The sequence below is a fragment of the Halarcobacter ebronensis genome (assembly GCF_013201825.1).
GTDB lineage: Bacteria > Campylobacterota > Campylobacteria > Campylobacterales > Arcobacteraceae > Halarcobacter > Halarcobacter ebronensis.
Genome location: NZ_CP053836.1, coordinates 1,457,301 through 1,474,418, shown reverse-complemented (window position 1 = coordinate 1,474,418; position 17,118 = coordinate 1,457,301). Strand labels below are relative to the sequence as shown.

General features: G+C 32.3%; 12 protein-coding genes. 8 read left to right on the top strand and 4 right to left on the bottom strand.

What is annotated here, in order from left to right:
- Positions 1–222: 222 nt before the first annotated feature.
- Positions 223–966: an AbiU2 domain-containing protein gene (locus tag AEBR_RS07175; protein ID WP_129087785.1), complete on the top strand. Its 744-nt coding sequence runs from the start codon at positions 223–225 to the stop codon at positions 964–966.
- Here AEBR_RS07175 and lpdA read toward each other — a convergent pair.
- From lpdA to aceE, 3 genes are read right to left on the bottom strand one after another with little or no spacing between them, the layout of a single operon-like run.
- Positions 953–2,725: a dihydrolipoyl dehydrogenase gene (lpdA, locus tag AEBR_RS07170; protein ID WP_129087786.1), complete on the bottom strand. Its 1,773-nt coding sequence runs from the start codon at positions 2,723–2,725 to the stop codon at positions 953–955. The two genes, AEBR_RS07175 and lpdA, sit on opposite strands and share 14 nt — an antisense overlap.
- A 9-nt stretch (positions 2,726–2,734) precedes the next feature.
- Complete coding sequence (aceF, locus tag AEBR_RS07165) at positions 2,735–4,447, bottom strand: dihydrolipoyllysine-residue acetyltransferase (RefSeq protein WP_129087787.1); 1,713 nt, start codon at positions 4,445–4,447, stop codon at positions 2,735–2,737.
- 10 nt (positions 4,448–4,457) lie between these two features.
- Positions 4,458–7,130 (bottom strand): pyruvate dehydrogenase (acetyl-transferring), homodimeric type, encoded by a 2,673-nt coding sequence (aceE, locus tag AEBR_RS07160; RefSeq protein WP_129087788.1) that lies wholly within the window; start codon positions 7,128–7,130, stop codon positions 4,458–4,460.
- Positions 7,131–7,428: 298 nt separating this feature from the next.
- On the opposite strand from aceE, the gene AEBR_RS07155 reads away from it, so the two are divergent.
- Together AEBR_RS07155 and lipA are read left to right on the top strand one after the other, a co-directional pair.
- Positions 7,429–8,160, top strand: a complete 732-nt coding sequence (locus AEBR_RS07155) for a lipoate--protein ligase family protein (RefSeq protein ID WP_129087789.1) — start codon at positions 7,429–7,431, stop codon at positions 8,158–8,160.
- Entirely contained in the window at positions 8,144–9,034 is an 891-nt protein-coding gene (gene lipA / locus AEBR_RS07150) for a lipoyl synthase (RefSeq protein ID WP_129087790.1), read from the top strand. The genes AEBR_RS07155 and lipA overlap by 17 nt, the downstream gene beginning before the upstream one ends.
- A gap of 9 nt (positions 9,035–9,043) precedes the next feature.
- On the opposite strand, the gene AEBR_RS07145 is transcribed toward lipA, so the two are convergent.
- Positions 9,044–9,769 (bottom strand): IclR family transcriptional regulator, encoded by a 726-nt coding sequence (locus AEBR_RS07145; protein ID WP_164969507.1) that lies wholly within the window; start codon positions 9,767–9,769, stop codon positions 9,044–9,046.
- A gap of 356 nt (positions 9,770–10,125) precedes the next feature.
- On the opposite strand from AEBR_RS07145, the gene AEBR_RS07140 reads away from it, so the two are divergent.
- From AEBR_RS07140 to AEBR_RS07120, 5 genes are all read left to right on the top strand, one after another.
- Positions 10,126–11,259 (top strand): HpcH/HpaI aldolase/citrate lyase family protein, encoded by a 1,134-nt coding sequence (locus AEBR_RS07140; RefSeq protein ID WP_128978492.1) that lies wholly within the window; start codon positions 10,126–10,128, stop codon positions 11,257–11,259.
- A 15-nt stretch (positions 11,260–11,274) separates the two neighbouring features.
- On the top strand, positions 11,275–13,794 hold the full coding sequence (locus AEBR_RS07135) for an aldolase/citrate lyase family protein (protein ID WP_129087792.1): 2,520 nt from the start codon (positions 11,275–11,277) through the stop codon (positions 13,792–13,794).
- A gap of 10 nt (positions 13,795–13,804) precedes the next feature.
- Entirely contained in the window at positions 13,805–14,875 is a 1,071-nt protein-coding gene (locus AEBR_RS07130) for a MaoC family dehydratase (protein ID WP_228712192.1), read from the top strand.
- Between the two features lie 156 nt (positions 14,876–15,031).
- Positions 15,032–16,015, top strand: a complete 984-nt coding sequence (locus tag AEBR_RS07125) for an HpcH/HpaI aldolase/citrate lyase family protein (protein ID WP_129087793.1) — start codon at positions 15,032–15,034, stop codon at positions 16,013–16,015.
- Positions 16,016–16,257: 242 nt separating this feature from the next.
- The gene (locus AEBR_RS07120; RefSeq protein ID WP_228712193.1) at positions 16,258–17,100 is read left to right on the top strand and encodes a DUF5718 family protein; all 843 of its coding nucleotides are present in this window, start codon (positions 16,258–16,260) and stop codon (positions 17,098–17,100) included.
- Positions 17,101–17,118: the final 18 nt, after the last annotated feature.

The following is a 17,118-nucleotide window of genomic DNA, read 5'->3' as shown; positions in this document are numbered from 1 at the left end:
CTCTTTTCAAAACAAGTGAGTAAACTGTTTGAAGCGTTAAAAAGAGTGCTTTAACGCACTCTTTAGCAAGTTTTTACTCACTCAAAAAAGAGAAATAAAAAACGAGGGAAGCTTCGCCTTCAAAACTTTGTAGGGTGATTTCTTTGCTACTTTCTTTTTCACAAAAGAAAGTCGATATATAGTAAAATATAGTTAATATATAAAATAAAGATTGGACTAAAATTGAAACAAGATCAAGAATTAGAAAAATGTCAGAAAATAATGGATAAAAGCATAAAAGAATACATATACTTACTAAATAAAAAAAGTCTTCTGAAAGAATCTTTGAAAAAAAATTATAATAATTCTAATAATTTAATTCATTCAATAAGAATCATTCAAGAAACACTTTATAGTTCTTTATTAATAGATGTACATGCATGGCTATTTGATGAATCAAGAAACAGAAAAAATTTGAGTCTTTATAAATTATTAGAAAAACTTAAAAATGAAAATCAAAAATTCCTAAATATTCTTAAAGAATACTATATTACTCCTCCTTCAGTAGTTAATTTATCTAATGAAATAAATATTGATTTTTGGGAAAAAGAACATAAAAGAAAAAAAGCAAAAGAATTTGATGAAAAAATAATATTATGTATAAATACATATAATAGTTTTATCAACTCAGAAATTGGTATAAATATAAAAAACATTAGAGACAAAGTATTGGCTCATAAAGAGAATGGATATATAATAGAAAATAAAGGACATTATATAGGTGAAGCAATTGAAGCAATGGAAAAAATGAACATAATTATTAGACTTCTTAATGAAATATTTCAAAAAAAATATTATCCTATAGATGAGGAAGAAAAAAATTCAAGTAAAAAAGCAAAAGTATTTTGGGAATATATTTATAATAACCCATCTTCTAAAAAAGAAAATGGGTTTGAAGAAACAGTTTCAAAAACTATTTCTTCTTAACAGCCTTAGCATTAGGCATATCAGTTATACTACCATGGAATATTTCTGCAGCCATTCCAACAGATTCATGTAGCGTTGGGTGTGCATGAATTGTAAGAGCAATATCTTCCGCATCACAATCCATTTCAAGTGCTAATGAGATCTCTCCTAGAAGTTCTCCTGCATTATCTCCAACAATTGCTCCACCAATAAGTTGGTCTGTATCTTTATCAAAGATAAGTTTAGTTAGACCTGCTCCTGATACATCTGAAGCAATTGCACGTCCAGATGCACTCCAAGGAAATGATGCAACCTCATAGTTTATTCCAGCCTCTTTTGCCTCAATTTCACTAAGTCCTGCTGTTGCAATCTCTGGGAAAGTATAGGCAATTCCTGGGATTTGTTTAGGTTCAAAATATGCTTTGTGTCCAGCAATAACCTCTGCTGCCACATGACCTTCATGCACAGCCTTATGTGCTAGCATAGGTCCTCCAACAATATCTCCAATAGCAAAAATATGAGGAACTTTTGTTCTCATTTGATTATCAACAGAGATAAACCCTTTGTCATCTACTTCTACATTTGTATTTTCAAGTCCTATTTTAAGTCCATTTGGAGACCTACCCATAGCAACTAAAACAACATCATAAGTTTTAGGTTCTGGTGCATTATCCCCTTTAAACTCAACATAGATACCCTCTTCTTTTGGAATAATAGCTTGAGTTTGAGTTTTAAACATAAAGTTAAATCTCTGTTCATTTGCTTTTGTATAAACCTTTACAATATCTTTGTCAGTTCCAGTCATAACTTGAGGTCCCCTAATTACAACATCAACTTGGCTTCCTAGTTTTTGGTAAACTGTACCCATTTCAAGTCCAATAATACCACCACCCATAATTAACATCTTTTTAGGTACTTCTTTTACCTCTAAAGCGTTTGTTGAGTCCCAAATTCTAGGATCTTCATGTGGGATAAATGGCATTTTTGAGCTCTGAGAACCAGCTGCTATAATACAGTTATCAAATTTTACAACTGTTTTTTTATCCTCTTTTGTATGATTAACAATTACAGAGTGTTCATCAATAAAACTAGCTGTTCCTTGAATAACTGTTATATTTCTCATTCTAGCCATTCCAGAGAGCCCATCAGTAAGTCTTTTTACAACACCACTTTTATAATCAGCTACACCTTTTAAATCAATCTCAGGTTTAGCAAATTTAATCCCTGCATGACTAATATGTTCAGCCTCTTCAATTACTTTTGCAACATGAAGTAGGGCTTTTGATGGAATACAACCTACATTTAGACAAACTCCACCTAAAGTATCGTGTCTCTCAACTAAAACAGTTTGTAAACCTAAGTCTGCACATCTAAATGCCGCTGAATAACCTCCAGGTCCAGCTCCAATTACTAGAACTTGACCTTTTACTTCCCCTGCCCCACTTGCATCAACTGTAGTTGGTGCTGGTTTTGAAGTAGCTTTTGGAGCCTCTTGTTTTGGCTCTTCTTTAGGTGCTGTAGCAGCTACATTATTATCATCTTCCACTTCAACTTTTGCTATTAAATCACCTGAATTTACTTTGTCTCCAACTTTAACTAAAATCTCTTTTATGATTCCTGCTTGTGTTGTTGGCACATCCATTGATGCTTTTTCAGTCTCTAAAGTGATTAAACCATCCTCTTCTTCAACTCTGTCACCAACAGAAACCATAATATCAATTAAATCTACATCTTTATCAGGACCTAAATCTGGAATAACTATATCAACTATTTTACCCATCTTAACTCCTTATAGATTTAACAATCTAATATCACTTAAAAGTTGTGATAGTGTTGTTGTAAATCTTGCACCATCTGCACCATCAATAACTTTATGATCATAAGACAGAGATAGAGGTAACATCAATCTTGGTGCAAAATCTTTACCATTCCATACAGGTTTAATTTGAGATTTTGACAGTCCTAAAATTGCAACTTCTGGTGCGTTTATAATTGGAGTAAAATATGTACCACCAATTCCACCTAGACTAGAGATTGTAAAACAAGCCCCTTGCATATCTGTGGCTTTCAACTTTCCATCTCTTGCTTTTTTAGATAGATCAGCTAACTCTAAAGCTATCTCTTTAAATCCTTTTTTATCTGCATCTTTAATAACAGGAACAACCAAACCGTTTGGAGTATCAACAGCAACACCAATATGGAAATACTTTTTCATAACTAATGCTTGTCCATCAGGAGTTAAAGATGAATTAAATTTTGGATGAATAGCTAATGCTTTTGCAGCAGCTTTAATAACAAATACAAGAGGTGAAAGTTTAAAACCATCTGCAATTGCATTTTGGGCTTTTCTAAACTCTTCAAGTTCAGTTATATCTGTTTCATCAAATTGTGTAACATGAGGCATAGAAACCCAGTTTCTATGTAAGCTTGGTCCTGAGATTTTTTGAATTCTATTTAATTCAACTGTTTCAATCTCTCCAAAGGCAGAGAAATCTATCTCTTTTAATTCTGGGAAAGCAAAACCAAGACCAGTTCCACCAGCAGCAACAGCAGGTTTATTTAACTGCTCTTTTACATAGGCTTTAACATCATCTTTTAAAACTCTTCCTTTTCTTCCAGTTCCCTTTACAAAACCTAAATCAACACCAAACTCTCTAGCTATTTTTCTAACAGAAGGTGAAGCATGAACTTTTTTTGCTTTCTCTTGCAGTACATTTGTACTATCTGCTGTTACACTTGCAGTTATTGCTTGAACGGTTGTAGCAGCTTTTTCCTCTTTTTTCTGTGTTGTTGGTTCAACTTTTGCAGGAGTTGGAACTTTATTCTCCATAACAACTGTTCTAATAGCTTTTGCAATCAAGTCCCCAGAGTTTACTTTCATACCAGCTTTAACATGAAGCTCTATAATCTCTCCTGCAAAAGGAGCTGGTACATCCATAGAGGCTTTTTCAGTTTCTAAAGTGATTAATCCATCATCAAGTTCAACAGTATCTCCAACAGATACCATTACATCAATTAAATCAACATCTTTATCAGGTCCTAAATCTGGAACATGAATCTCTTCAACAACAGAACAAATTGTTTGTTCATTTACAAATTGACAAGATACTTCTGCACCATTTGCAGAGATCGCTTTTAACTCCTCTTCTGCTGATTTTAAATCCACAGAAGAGTTAGAATCAGTTTGAGTTGTAGCCTCTGCTTTTGTTTCAGTTTTAGATTCAGGTTTATTCTCTTTAGAATCACTTTGTGATCCCTCATCTTCTACTTCTATTTTTGCAATTAAATCTCCAGAATTAACCTTATCACCAACTTTTACAAAAATCTCTTTAATAACTCCTGCATATGTTGTTGGTACATCCATAGAGGCTTTTTCAGTCTCTAGGGTGATCAATCCATCTTCAACTTCAACTCTATCACCAACAGAGACCATAATCTCAATTAGGTCAACATCTTTATCAGGTCCTAAATCAGGAATAAAAATATCTTGAATCTTACTCATAATTTACCCCTTACGCTTTTAGCGGATTGATTTTTTCTGGATCAATACTGTATTTTTTCATAGCTTTTTCTAAAACAGCTTTTGTAATTTTACCTTTTCTAGCAAGTAAAGCTAGGGTTGTAAATACTACAAAATCAGTATCCACCTCAAAGAAAGATCTTAAATTTGCTCTACTATCACTTCTTCCAAATCCATCAGTTCCAAGTGCTTTAAAAGTTCCTTTTACAAATGGAGCTAGTTGTTCTGAGTAAGCTTTGATATAGTCTGTTGCTGAGATAATAATTGTATCATCATCACTATTTAATGCTGTTTGAATATATGGGATTTTGTCCTCTTCATTTATATGAAGAAGGTTATATCTTTCAACCTCTTGCGCCTCTCTAGCTAACTCATTATATGAAGTAACAGAATAAAGCTCTGATGCAATTCCATACTCATTTGCTAACACTTCAGCTGCAACTCTAACTTGCTCTAATATAGAACCAGAACCTAAAAGTTTAACTTTATAGTTGTTTTTAGCTTCTACATCTTTTAGTTTGTATATCCCTTTTAATATCCCCTCTTCTACACCTTTTGGCATAGCTGGTTGAACATAGTTTTCATTTAGGGTTGTAAGATAAAAATAGATATTCTCTTGATTTTTACCATACATTCTCTCAATTCCATTTTGAATAATAACTGCAACTTCATAACCATAAGTTGGATCATAAGTCACACAATTTGGAATCGTATTAGCAATTATATGAGAGTGTCCATCTTCATGTTGTAAACCTTCACCATTTAGTGTAGTTCTTCCTGAAGTTCCTCCAACTAAGAAACCTCTTGCCATTTGATCTCCAGCTGCCCAGCACATATCACCAGTTCTTTGGAATCCAAACATTGAATAGAATACATAAAATGGAATCATTGGGCAATCATTAACAGAGTATGAAGTAGCTGCTGCAATCCATGATCCCATAGATCCTAACTCATTAATACCCTCTTGTAAAACTTGTCCTTTTTTATCCTCTTTATAGTATGCCACTTGGTCTTTATCTTGAGGAATATATTTTTGCCCCTCAGATGAATAAATTCCCAATTGTCTAAACATACCTTCCATACCAAAAGTTCTAGCTTCATCAGGAACAATTGGAACAATACTTTTACCAATATTTTTATCTTTTACTAAAATATTTAGAATTCTTACAAATGCCATTGTAGTTGAGATCTCTCTATCTCCACTACCCTCTAAAACAGCAGAAAATTTATCTAAAGTTGGTATCTCTAAAGTTTTAGTAAATTTTTCTCTTCTTTGTGGAACAAAACCACCAAGCTCTGCTCTTCTCTCTTTCATATATTGAAGCTCTAATGAACCTTCTTCTGGTCTATAGTATTTTAAATTTTCAACATCTTCATCAGAGATAGGAATATCAAATCTATCTCTAAATTGTCTTAATATAGAAGTATCAACTTTTTTAACACCATGGGCAATATTTTTACCCTCAGCTGCTTCACCCATACCATAACCTTTTACAGTTTTAGCTAGGATTACAGATGGTTTACCCTTAGTTTCATTTGCTCTTTTATATGCTGCATAAACTTTAATAGGGTCATGTCCACCTCTATTTAATCTCCAAATCTCATCATCACTCATATTTTCAACAAGTTTTGCTGTTTCTGGATGTTTATTAAAGAAGTGTTCCCTTGTATAAGCTCCACCTTTTTGTTTAAAGTTTTGGTACTCACCATCAACAGTTTCATCCATAAGTTGTTTTAACTTACCAGATTTATCTTTGTCTAATAAAGCATCCCAATGTCTTCCCCAGATAACTTTGATAACTTCCCATCCAGCACCTCTAAATTGTCCTTCAAGTTCTTGGATGATTTTGCCATTTCCTCTTACAGGGCCATCAAGTCTTTGTAGATTACAGTTAATTACAAATACCAAGTTATCTAAACCTTCACGTCCTGCAAGTCCAATTGCACCTAAAGATTCTGGCTCATCACACTCACCATCCCCCATAAAACAATAAACTTTTTGTTCACTACAATCTTTGATACCTCTGTGTGTTAGGTATTTTAAAAATCTTGCTTGATAGATTGCTTGAATTGGTCCAAGTCCCATAGATACAGTTGGAAATTGCCAGTAGTTTGGCATAAGTTTTGGGTGAGGATATGAAGATAAACCATCTGCAAAAGCCTCTTGTCTAAAATTATCCATTTGCTCTTCAGTTAATCTTCCTTCAACAAATGATCTTGCATATATACCTGGAGAGATATGCCCTTGATAAAATACTAAATCTCCACCATCTTTTTCGTTTGGAGCTCTAAAAAAATGATTAAAACCAACATCATACAAAGTTGCAGATGATTGGAATGATGCAATATGCCCTCCAAGTTCTAAGCTCTTTTTTGAAGCTCTTAAAACCATAGCTTGTGCATTCCATCTTATAATAGATCGAATTTTTCTCTCTAAATCTCTATCCCCTGGCATTTTTGGTTCTTGATCAACAGGAATAGTATTAAGATATGAGGTATTACCACTATGTGGAATATCTGCACCATTTCTTCTAGCACTATCAATTAATTGATCTAATAGATAATGTGCTCTTTCACTTCCTTCCTCTTGAATTACAACTTCAAGAGCTTCTAGCCACTCTTGAGTCTCTTGTGGATCAATGTCATTTAAGTTTAAATTAGACATAAAGACTTCCTTAATAAAGATATTTATTAAATTCGTATATAATTTCTACACTCAATGAGTGAACATATGTTCATTATGTAAAAATTATGTATCTAGAGATACCATATAATCGAATTATGAGCATATGATACTTTATTTAACTTAAAATTTTTTTATATTTTTTTTTACAGTTTTTGCATAAGTTTTAATCTATAAAAATGAAATTATAATGAAAAAATAGAGCAAAATATACATTATTTATTAGTATATAAACTCTAATTATTATAATAGAGTATAATGAAATATGAAAGAATAGTCAATGTTTAATAGTAAAACAAAATATAGGATAATATTATCTAACGAAGCCTCATCAAAAGAGAATATGGCTATTGATGAATCTCTTTTATTAAACTTTAAAGAGGGTGATTTACCAATATTTAGACTCTATTTATGGAATAAAAACAGCGTGACTATAGGTATTTCTCAAAAGTTAGAAAACTATAGTTATAAAAAAATGGCAAAAAGAATAACTGGTGGTGGAGTTTTGTTTCATGGACATGATGTCTCATACTCACTAATAATTCCAGTTGAATTACTAAAGGGCTTTTCTATAAAAGATTCTTATGAAAAGATTTGTCAATTTATTCTTAAATTTTATAAAAATTTAGGATTGAATGTATGTTATGCAAAAGATAATGAAGAGATAAAACTTTCAAAAAGTGAATTTTGCCAAGTTGGTTTTGAAGCTTATGATATTTTAGCAAATGGCCATAAAATTGGAGGAAATGCTCAAAGAAGGACAAAAAAGGCAATTTTTCAACATGGCTCAATTCCAATTAAGAGTGTGAAAAATGGTAACATTATTGATGAAAAAATTGGAATCTCTTTAGAAGATATTGATATAAATATCACCTTTGATGGAGCAAAAAAATATCTTGTGGACTCTTTTAATGAGAGTTTTAATGTTGAATTAATTAGTTCAGAATTAACACAAGAAGAAGAGAATACAAAAAAAAGATTACTAAAGGAAAAATATGAGTGTTGTAGTTAATCAAAAAAAAGTTGATTTTAAAAAACCAGAGTGGCTTAGAAAAAAATTAGTTCCTTCAGCACAAAAAGAGATGGAGTCTCTTTTAGGGGAACATGGGCTACACACTATTTGCCAAGAGGCAAAGTGTCCAAATATAAGTGAGTGTTACTCAAAAAGAAATGCAACTTTTTTAATCTTGGGAAATATATGTACAAGAAGATGTACCTATTGTAATGTACACACAGGAGTTCCTATAGAAGTTGATTTAAAAGAGATAGAAGGAGTTACAACTTCAGTTTTAAAACTAGGTCTTAGATTTGTAGTTATTACAAGTCCAGCTAGAGATGATTTAAAAGATGGTGGAGCTGAACAGTTTTACAGAGTAACAAAAAATATATTAAAAGAGTCTCCTAATACACAAGTTGAGATTTTAATTCCAGATTTTAAAGCAAAAGAGGAATCACTTCAAAGGGTAGTTGATAGTGGCGCAGTTATTATTGGACACAATGTTGAAACCGTACCTTCACTGTACCATATTAGAAGAAATGCCTCTTATGAGAGAAGTTTACAAGTTCTAAAAAGATTAAAAGAACTAGGTGGAGAGAAAGTAAAAACTAAATCAGCTCTTATGGTAGGTCTTGGAGAGACTGAAGAAGAGATGGTACAAGTATTTAAAGACCTACTTGAAGTTGGATGCAAATTTTTAAGTATTGGTCAATATCTTGCTCCTTCTGGGGATTATGAAAAGGTAAAAGAGTTTGTTAAACCTGAACAATTTGAAAGATACAAAAAAATAGCTTTAGATTTAGGCTTTGATTTTGTGCACTCAACTCCATACGCTAGAAGCTCATATATGGCTCACGAATATTTGGCAAATCAAAAAGGTAGTCTTTAAAAACTACCTTTAGAAATTTGCGTTTACAAGTTTGAAAATCTCTTGTCCAAATTTGTGAAGCTTCTCCTCTTCAAGTCTAACAGAAAGCCCAGAGATACCAACAGTTCCTATTAGTTCACCTTTTTTATTGAAATATGGAACTGCCACTGATTTTAAACCAAACTCATGCTCTTCACTTCCTGTTGCATAACCTCTTTGTTTAATAATTTCTATCTCTTTTTCAAGTTTAGAAACTGTTGTTATTGTATTCGAAGTAAATTTTGTTAGTTTTAAAGAGTTTATATCAACATTTCCAAAAGCTATAAGAACTTTCCCAAAAGCATTTGAATGTAAAGGGGAATGAAGTCCAATAGAATCAATTGTTTTTATTACCCTATTTGATTTGTCTACTTGATTTAAATACAAAGTTGCATTGTTATCAAGTATTCCCAAATATGAGGCCTCATTTGTTAAATAAAATATCTCATCAAGAAGTGCCCTACTCTTTTCAATTACTCTTTGTCTATCATCTTTATGTACAATATTTCTTAAAATATCACTTAAAATAATCTCTTTACTGCTTCCTTTATACTCTATAAATCCTTCGCTCATCAACGTTGTAATAAGCCTTGACATTGTACTTTTATCAATATCAAGCTTTTGACATAAAGAGTTTGCTGTTAAAGGCTTAGAAGATCGCATTATCTCTTTTAAAACTTGAAGACCCTTTGAAAAAGATTTATTTTGGTTTTGCAATTTTTTCTCTTTTTTACTTGTTTTTCCTATCTTATCATCTTTTAAATAAAGAATATTAGTACAAAAACAACTACTTATGTTACAAAAAAAATCAAGTGAGTAAAAAATAAGCACAAATATAAAAATTTTTATTTTGCATATTAAGATTATTTTTGAGATTTTTCTCATAATATGAAACTATCATATTCTCATATTGTACAATCCTTATTTTATGGTATCTGCAGTGTTAATAAAAACAAACTTAAAATATAAACTAATTTAAAAATTACCATTTCGCATTATTTTTTATATGGATAAATTGCTTCGTTGAAAGAACATATTTAGATGTTTATAAAAAATAAAAAGAGGAAAAAGTTATGAATTCATCTTTTGTAGATTTATCAAAACTAACAGCAAATGACGATTTAACTCCGGTACTTGGTGGTAAGTGGCCAGGAATTCAAATATATTATCCACCAATTAAATTTAATCCACTTGATGGAACATACGAGACTATGGAGCAAGCTAAATATAGGCTTCAAAAACATGCATATAAAACAAAAGCTCATACAGTTTTATTTGACCTTGAAGATGGGTGTAGACAAAAAGCTATGAGTAGAGAGCTTCTTATCCAAGAGCTTCCAAAGTTTCCTGAGAGAAACTTTCAAATAGCAGTTAGAATAAATCCTTTTAGAACCCATGAGTATGAAGAGGATTTAAAGATGCTAAAACAGATTCATAAATATATTGATGCAATTGTTTTAGCAAAAGCAGGGGAAGTTTATGGGGATGCAGAGATTAGAGATTTATCTTCTTGGCTTATGTCAATTGGAAGTTCTCTTCAAATTCAGCCAATTATAGAACACCCAAAATCACTACAAATTGCAGATAAGTTAATGAGTCATTCTACAGTTCAACATGTGGTATTTGGTATCCATGACTTTTCTAAAGCTATGGCATATAAAATCACTCCTGAAAATTGGATTGATGAATTAGAGACTTTCTTTAATATGCTTACTATGGAAGCAAGAATTAAAGGTAAAGGTGTAATTGGAGGGGTTGAAGTATTACTTACACCAAACTCACTTCCAGATTCATGTGTAGAGAAAAAAGATATTAGAAGATGGTTGGATTTACATGGAGATGATGCTTCAAGACATGTTTATGCCCATGCAAAAAGAGAAACAGCTATGGGATTAACAGGAAAACAAGTAATTACACCAAACCATATAAATATTTGTAAGGTTGCTTTTACTCCAAGTCCCAATGCAATAAAAAGAGATATAGAGATATTAAAAGCTGCAATAGAAGCAGATGCACTTCTAAGTGGAGCTATTAGACATGAAGGGGAGATGTTAGATCCACCAATGTTTGGTAAATCTTTGCAAAATATTTTAAGAGCAAATGCCCTTAATAGTTTACAAAGAGAAGATTATGAGTTTGCAGTAAAAGTTTTAAATAAAATGCCACTGCATACATTTAAAGAGAACTGGCCTTATGGTCAAATATAATTAGGGAGTTTGAAGATGAGTACAAATCTAAAAATTGAAGTACCTGAATTTTTAAATATTGGTGTAGCTTGTACATCAAAACATTTAGGAACTAAAAAAGAGAACAGTACAGCTATGATTATTGAAGATGATAAGCTTGGTACTGATGAGATTACATATAAAGAGTTATCTGAAAAATCAGATCAACTTTGTAACTTCCTAACTTCAATTGGAATTGGACCAAGGGATAGAGTTTTAGTATGTCTAAAAAACTCACTTGCTTACCCTATCTCTTTTTTTGGAAGTATTAAAGCTGGAATTATTGCAGTTCCAACTTCAACACTATTAAGTGGTTCAGAGGTTAAATATCTTGCTGAAGATTCACAAGCAAGTGCAATTGTACTGTCAGCTTCTATGTATGAGAACCTAGTTCCATATTTAGAAAATATTGATAACTTAAAAACAATTATTGTTGCAGCTATAAATAGTGTGGAGGAGCTTAAAAAACCAAAAGGGATAAATGTATACTCTTTAAATGAGATATTAAAAACAGCCGATAAAACACCAAATCACTACAACTCAAAAGCTGGTGAACCTGCATATTTGGTATATACTTCTGGGACAACTGGATATCCAAAGGGAGTTTTACACTCACATAGGTCACTAATTGGAAGAACCCCTGCAACTGAGTATTGGTTTAACTTTAAAGAGAATGACAGAATTATGCACTCTGGAAAGTTTAACTGGACATATGTATTGGGTTCTGCTCTAATGGATCCACTGTACAATGGGCACACTGTAATAGCTTATGAGGGTTCAAATGATGCATCAACGTGGATTGATTTAATCAAAAAGCATAATTGTACAATCTTTATTGGTGTTCCAACTATTTATAGACAGATTATTCAAAAAACAGATTCTACAATAGAGGATTGTTCAAGTTTAAGATACTGCATGAGCGCAGGTGAACACCTATCTGATGAGATGATTAAACTTTGGCAGGAGAGATTCAAACAAGATATTTATGAAGCCATTGGTATGAGTGAATGTTCTTATTATATTTCTCACTCTATTTATAATCCTATTAGACCGGGAAGTGCAGGTTTTGTACAACCAGGACACACTGTAAAACTTCTAAATCCTGAAACTTTAGAAGAAGTTGGTCTTGAAGAGGAAGGAATGATTTGTATTGGAGTTGATGATCCTGGACTATTCTTAGAGTATTGGCATTTAGAGGATGAAACAACAAAAGCAAAGCATGATGGATACTTCTTTACAGGAGATTATGCAAGAAAAGACAAAGATGGCTATATCTGGTTTATAGGTAGAAAAGATGATATTATCAATACCTTTGGATTTAGAGTATCTCCACATGAGATTGAAAGAGTTGTTAAAACACACGAATTAGTGGCTGATTGTGTTGCTTTTGGATTAGATATTGAAAAAGAGAAAACTCTAGTTGCAATAGCAGTTATTGGGCATCGTGAGCTAACAAAAGAGCAAGAAGAGGAAGTTTTAGCCTACTCTCAAAAGAATCTTGCGAAATATAAAGCTCCAAAGATAATCTATGGTTTAAAAGATTATCCAAGAACAAAAAATGGAAAAGTTCTAAGAAAACAGTTAGTAAAACAGTTACATGAACAATACCATGCAAAACAAAGTGGTGAAGAGATAATAGAATATAAAGCAAGAAGATCTATGCTTTTTGTTCCAGCATATAATAAAAAGTATCTACAAAAAGCAAAATCAATCTTAGCAGATTGTGTGGTGTTTGATTTGGAAGCAATCTTACAAGAGCAAAAAGAGGTTGCTAGAAATACTATTAAAGAGATATTTGATAAAGAGGGTTCTAAATTTGGTGAAAGTGAAAGAATTTTAAAAGTTAATGTTATAGGAACACCTGAGTTTGAAAAAGATATGAAACTAGCTTCAGAGCTTGAAATAGATGCAATTTTATTTGCACAAATTGAAACACCAGAACAAGTGTTACAAGCAGAAGAAGCTTTGATGGAACTAAATCCAGAACTATCAATGATGGTTATGATAGAGACACCTTTAGCTATTCTAAACTCACCTGAAATATGCAGAGTTAGTTCAAAACTTGAAGTTGTAGTTGTTGGTTCAAATAAGCTGGCAAATAGACTTCAAATAGATATAAAAAGAGGTTCTAAGGCTATGTTTAATTACCTAGCTAGAATTGCCCTATCAGCAAAAGCTTATGGGAAAACTGTAATTGATGGTGCTCACTATGATGTGCATGATGAGTTTGCTTGTGAAGACTCCACAAAAGATGCTTTTGATATAGGATTTGATGGGAAGGCTTTAATCCACCCTGTACAAGTTGAGTATATAAATGATATCTTCACTCCAAAGCAAAAAGAGGTTGAAGAGTATGAGCAGATGATTGCCAAATATGAAGAGGCAGAGAAAGATGGTAAAGAGGTAATTCTATTTAAAGATAAGCTTATTGATAAGTGTAAGATTAGATGGGCTAAAAAAATGATTACCCTTTATGAGACATATAAATCTTTAGGTCAAAATCTATTTGGAAAATAAGGAGCAAGATTTGTCAAAAATTAGTACTAAAATAAATATGGGTAACTTTTTTGAAGACTTTTTTATGGGTCAAGAGATAGTTCATCCCTTGCCTAGAACAATTAGTGAGGGTGATGTATCTCTATATATAGCTTTCACTGGTTCTAGGTTTGCCCTACACTCTTCGGATATTGTAGCAAAAGAGCTTGGATATGAGAAAAGACCAATAGATGATATTTTGATGTTTCATCTAACCTTTGGAAAATCTGTTCAAGATATCTCTTTAAATGCTATTGCAAATTTAGGTTATGCGGAGATTCGTTTTCCAACTTCTGTATATGTTGGAGATACAGTCTCTATGAGTTCAACAGTTATTGGATTAAAGGAGAACTCAAATGGAAAAAGTGGAGTTGTATATGTGCACTCTATAGGAAAAAATCAAAGAGATGAAGAGGTATTAAACTTCAAAAGATGGGTTATGGTTCATAAAAGAGATACCCAAACTTTAAGTAAAATTAGTGAAATACCAAGTTTTAAAGAGGCAACTCCTATTTTAGAAAAGATTAATATTCCAAAAATAGATGAAGTTAATACAGATGCAACTGGTGGAAAGTTTTTCTTTGAAGATTATGAGGTAGGAGAGAGATTAAATCACCCTGAGGGTATTACAATTGATAATAGTGACCACACTTTGGCAACAAAGCTTTATCAAAACAATGCAAAGGTGCACTTCAATGACCATATGATGAAAAGCTCTCCTATGGGGCAAAGATTGATGTATGGAGGTATTATTATCTCAATTGCTAGGGCAATATCATTTAATGGTTTACAAAATGCCCAATGGGTATATGCAATAAATAGTGGAGCCCACTGTAATCCAACCTATGCTGGAGATACTATCTATGCTTACACAGAAATTTTAGAGAAACTTGAGCACAGTAGAGAAGATATTGGGCTTTTAAGATTAAGAACTATTGCAGTTAAAAATCAAGCTTCAAGTGAAATTGAACAGCCAAAAGATGAAGAAGGTAAGTACCTAAAAAATGTGGTACTTGATTTGGATTACACTGTAATCATACCAAAGAAAAAAACAGGTAAATAAGTTAAGAGCAACTCGTTGCTCTCTTTAGGATTTTCTCGAAGAGAGTTTAACCAACAGGATTCTTTTAATAGAAATTTATTTTCTATGCTAAAAAGAAGAAAACAAAGTAAAGGTTCCCTTAAAAAATGGGAACCAATTTTTTAAGGAGAAACTATTATGACACACCCAAATGAAGCACTATTTGAATCAGGTAAATCTTTGCCAATTATTCCAGCTTGCGAGCACTTTGCAGGAAGTGAAAAACTTATTAAAAAAGGTTTTGAGATGCAAAAAAAGCTTGGACCTGTATTTGATATTACTTGTGATTGTGAAGATGGAGCAGAAACAGGAAAAGAGGTAGAGCATGCACAAATGATTGTAAGAGTTGTAAACTCTGATGAGAATCCATACGCTATGGCTGGAACTAGAATACATGACCACTCTCACCCAGATTGGAGACAAGATGTTGATATCCTTGTTCCTGGAGCTGGCGAGAAGTTAGCATATATAACTTTGCCAAAATCAACTTGTTATGAGGATGCTAAGATGCAAATTGAGTATATTCAAAAAGTGGCAAAAGAGGCAGGAATAAAAAGAGAGATTCCAATTCATATTCTAATAGAGACTCACGGGGCTTTAAGAGATGTGGAGCAAATAGCAACTTTACCTTGGCTTCAAGTACTTGATTTTGGTCTAATGGATTTTGTATCAGGGTACCAAGGGGCAATCCCTGCAATAAATATGAGAAGTCCAGGGCAGTTTGAACATAGACTAATTGCAGCAGCAAAAGCAAAGGTTTGTCAAGCAGCAATTCAAAACCATGTTATCCCTTGCCACAATGTAACCCTTGATTTAAAAAACCCATACCAAACATATAAAGATGCTGAACGTGCTAGAAGTGAGTTTGGGTTTATGAGAATGTGGTCTATTTACCCAACACAAGTTCAAGCAATTGTTGATGCTATGAAACCAGATTTTACAGAGCTTGAAGCTGCTCAAAATATTCTTATAAAAGCTCAAGATGAGCAGTGGGGACCTATTCAATATGATGGGGAGCTACATGACAGAGCTACATATAGATACTTTTGGGAACTTGTTCAAAGGGCAAAATTCTCAGGAACCAAACTATTAGAGGAAGCTGAAAAAAGATTCTTTGCATAAAAATTAAATAATAATTTTAAGGAAAGAGGAGTATTCTTCCTCTTTCAAAATAATAAGAAAGGATGAAAGATGAAAAACGCACTTGCCATGCTCGTCAAAAACTATAGTGAGAAGAGTTTATATCCCAGTAGATTTTAAAGACAATAGACACAACTACTCATAAACTTCTCTAAAATATTCTCACTTTAAATCAAATCACAAAATAAAAAACTTATTGTCAATATTAAATAAAGGTATTTATAATGGACAAATATAGTATTAATCTTGAAGATTTAAAAGATTATTTAGGTTTTGGTGTTGCAGGAAACTTTGCAAATCACTTAGGTGAAGCAGGTGAAGCAGACGGGTTTAAAGATATAAAAACAGAACAAAAAGATGCTCCAAAGGGACTTTTTCCTTTTTATATTCCAAAAGATAGTTCCCATTTAGGAAATTTTCCTTACTCTACTCATAGTATCAATCATAATAATATTGAAAAACTACAAGTTGAAGCAGAAGTTGCTTTGCTTTGTGATTTCAAATATAAAAATGGGAAATTGGTTGATTTAATTCCAAAATATTTTGGAGCCTTCAATGATTGCTCAAATAGAGTTCAAGATGGAAATAAACTAAGCACTAAAAAAAATTGGGGAGATGCTTCAAAAGGAATAGCTCCTGAGTTTATTAAAATTGACAACTTTGAAGAGGAGGGAATTTTAGGCAAATATCATATTGCTTCTTTTGTAAGAAGAGATGGAGTTTTAAAAAACTATGGAGCAATAAGTGCTGTAAAATCATACTCATACTTTTTTACTCAATTAAAAGAGTGGATGATAAAACAGTTTAATAATCAACCTGATTTAGGACCTCTTGAAGGCTTACCTCAATATTTAGAGACAATAAGCAAACACAAGGGATTATTAATAGCTGCAGGGGCAACTGCATATACAGAGTTTGGTAAAAAAAACTATTTACAAAAAGGTGATGAGATCTTTATTTATGTGTATAATGCACATTTCCACTCTTTTGAAGATATTAAAAGAGATATGGCAGGAGATAATATTCATCTTTCACAATGTAGTAAACTATATCAAGTAGTTGAATAATAAGTAGCTTTTAAAAGC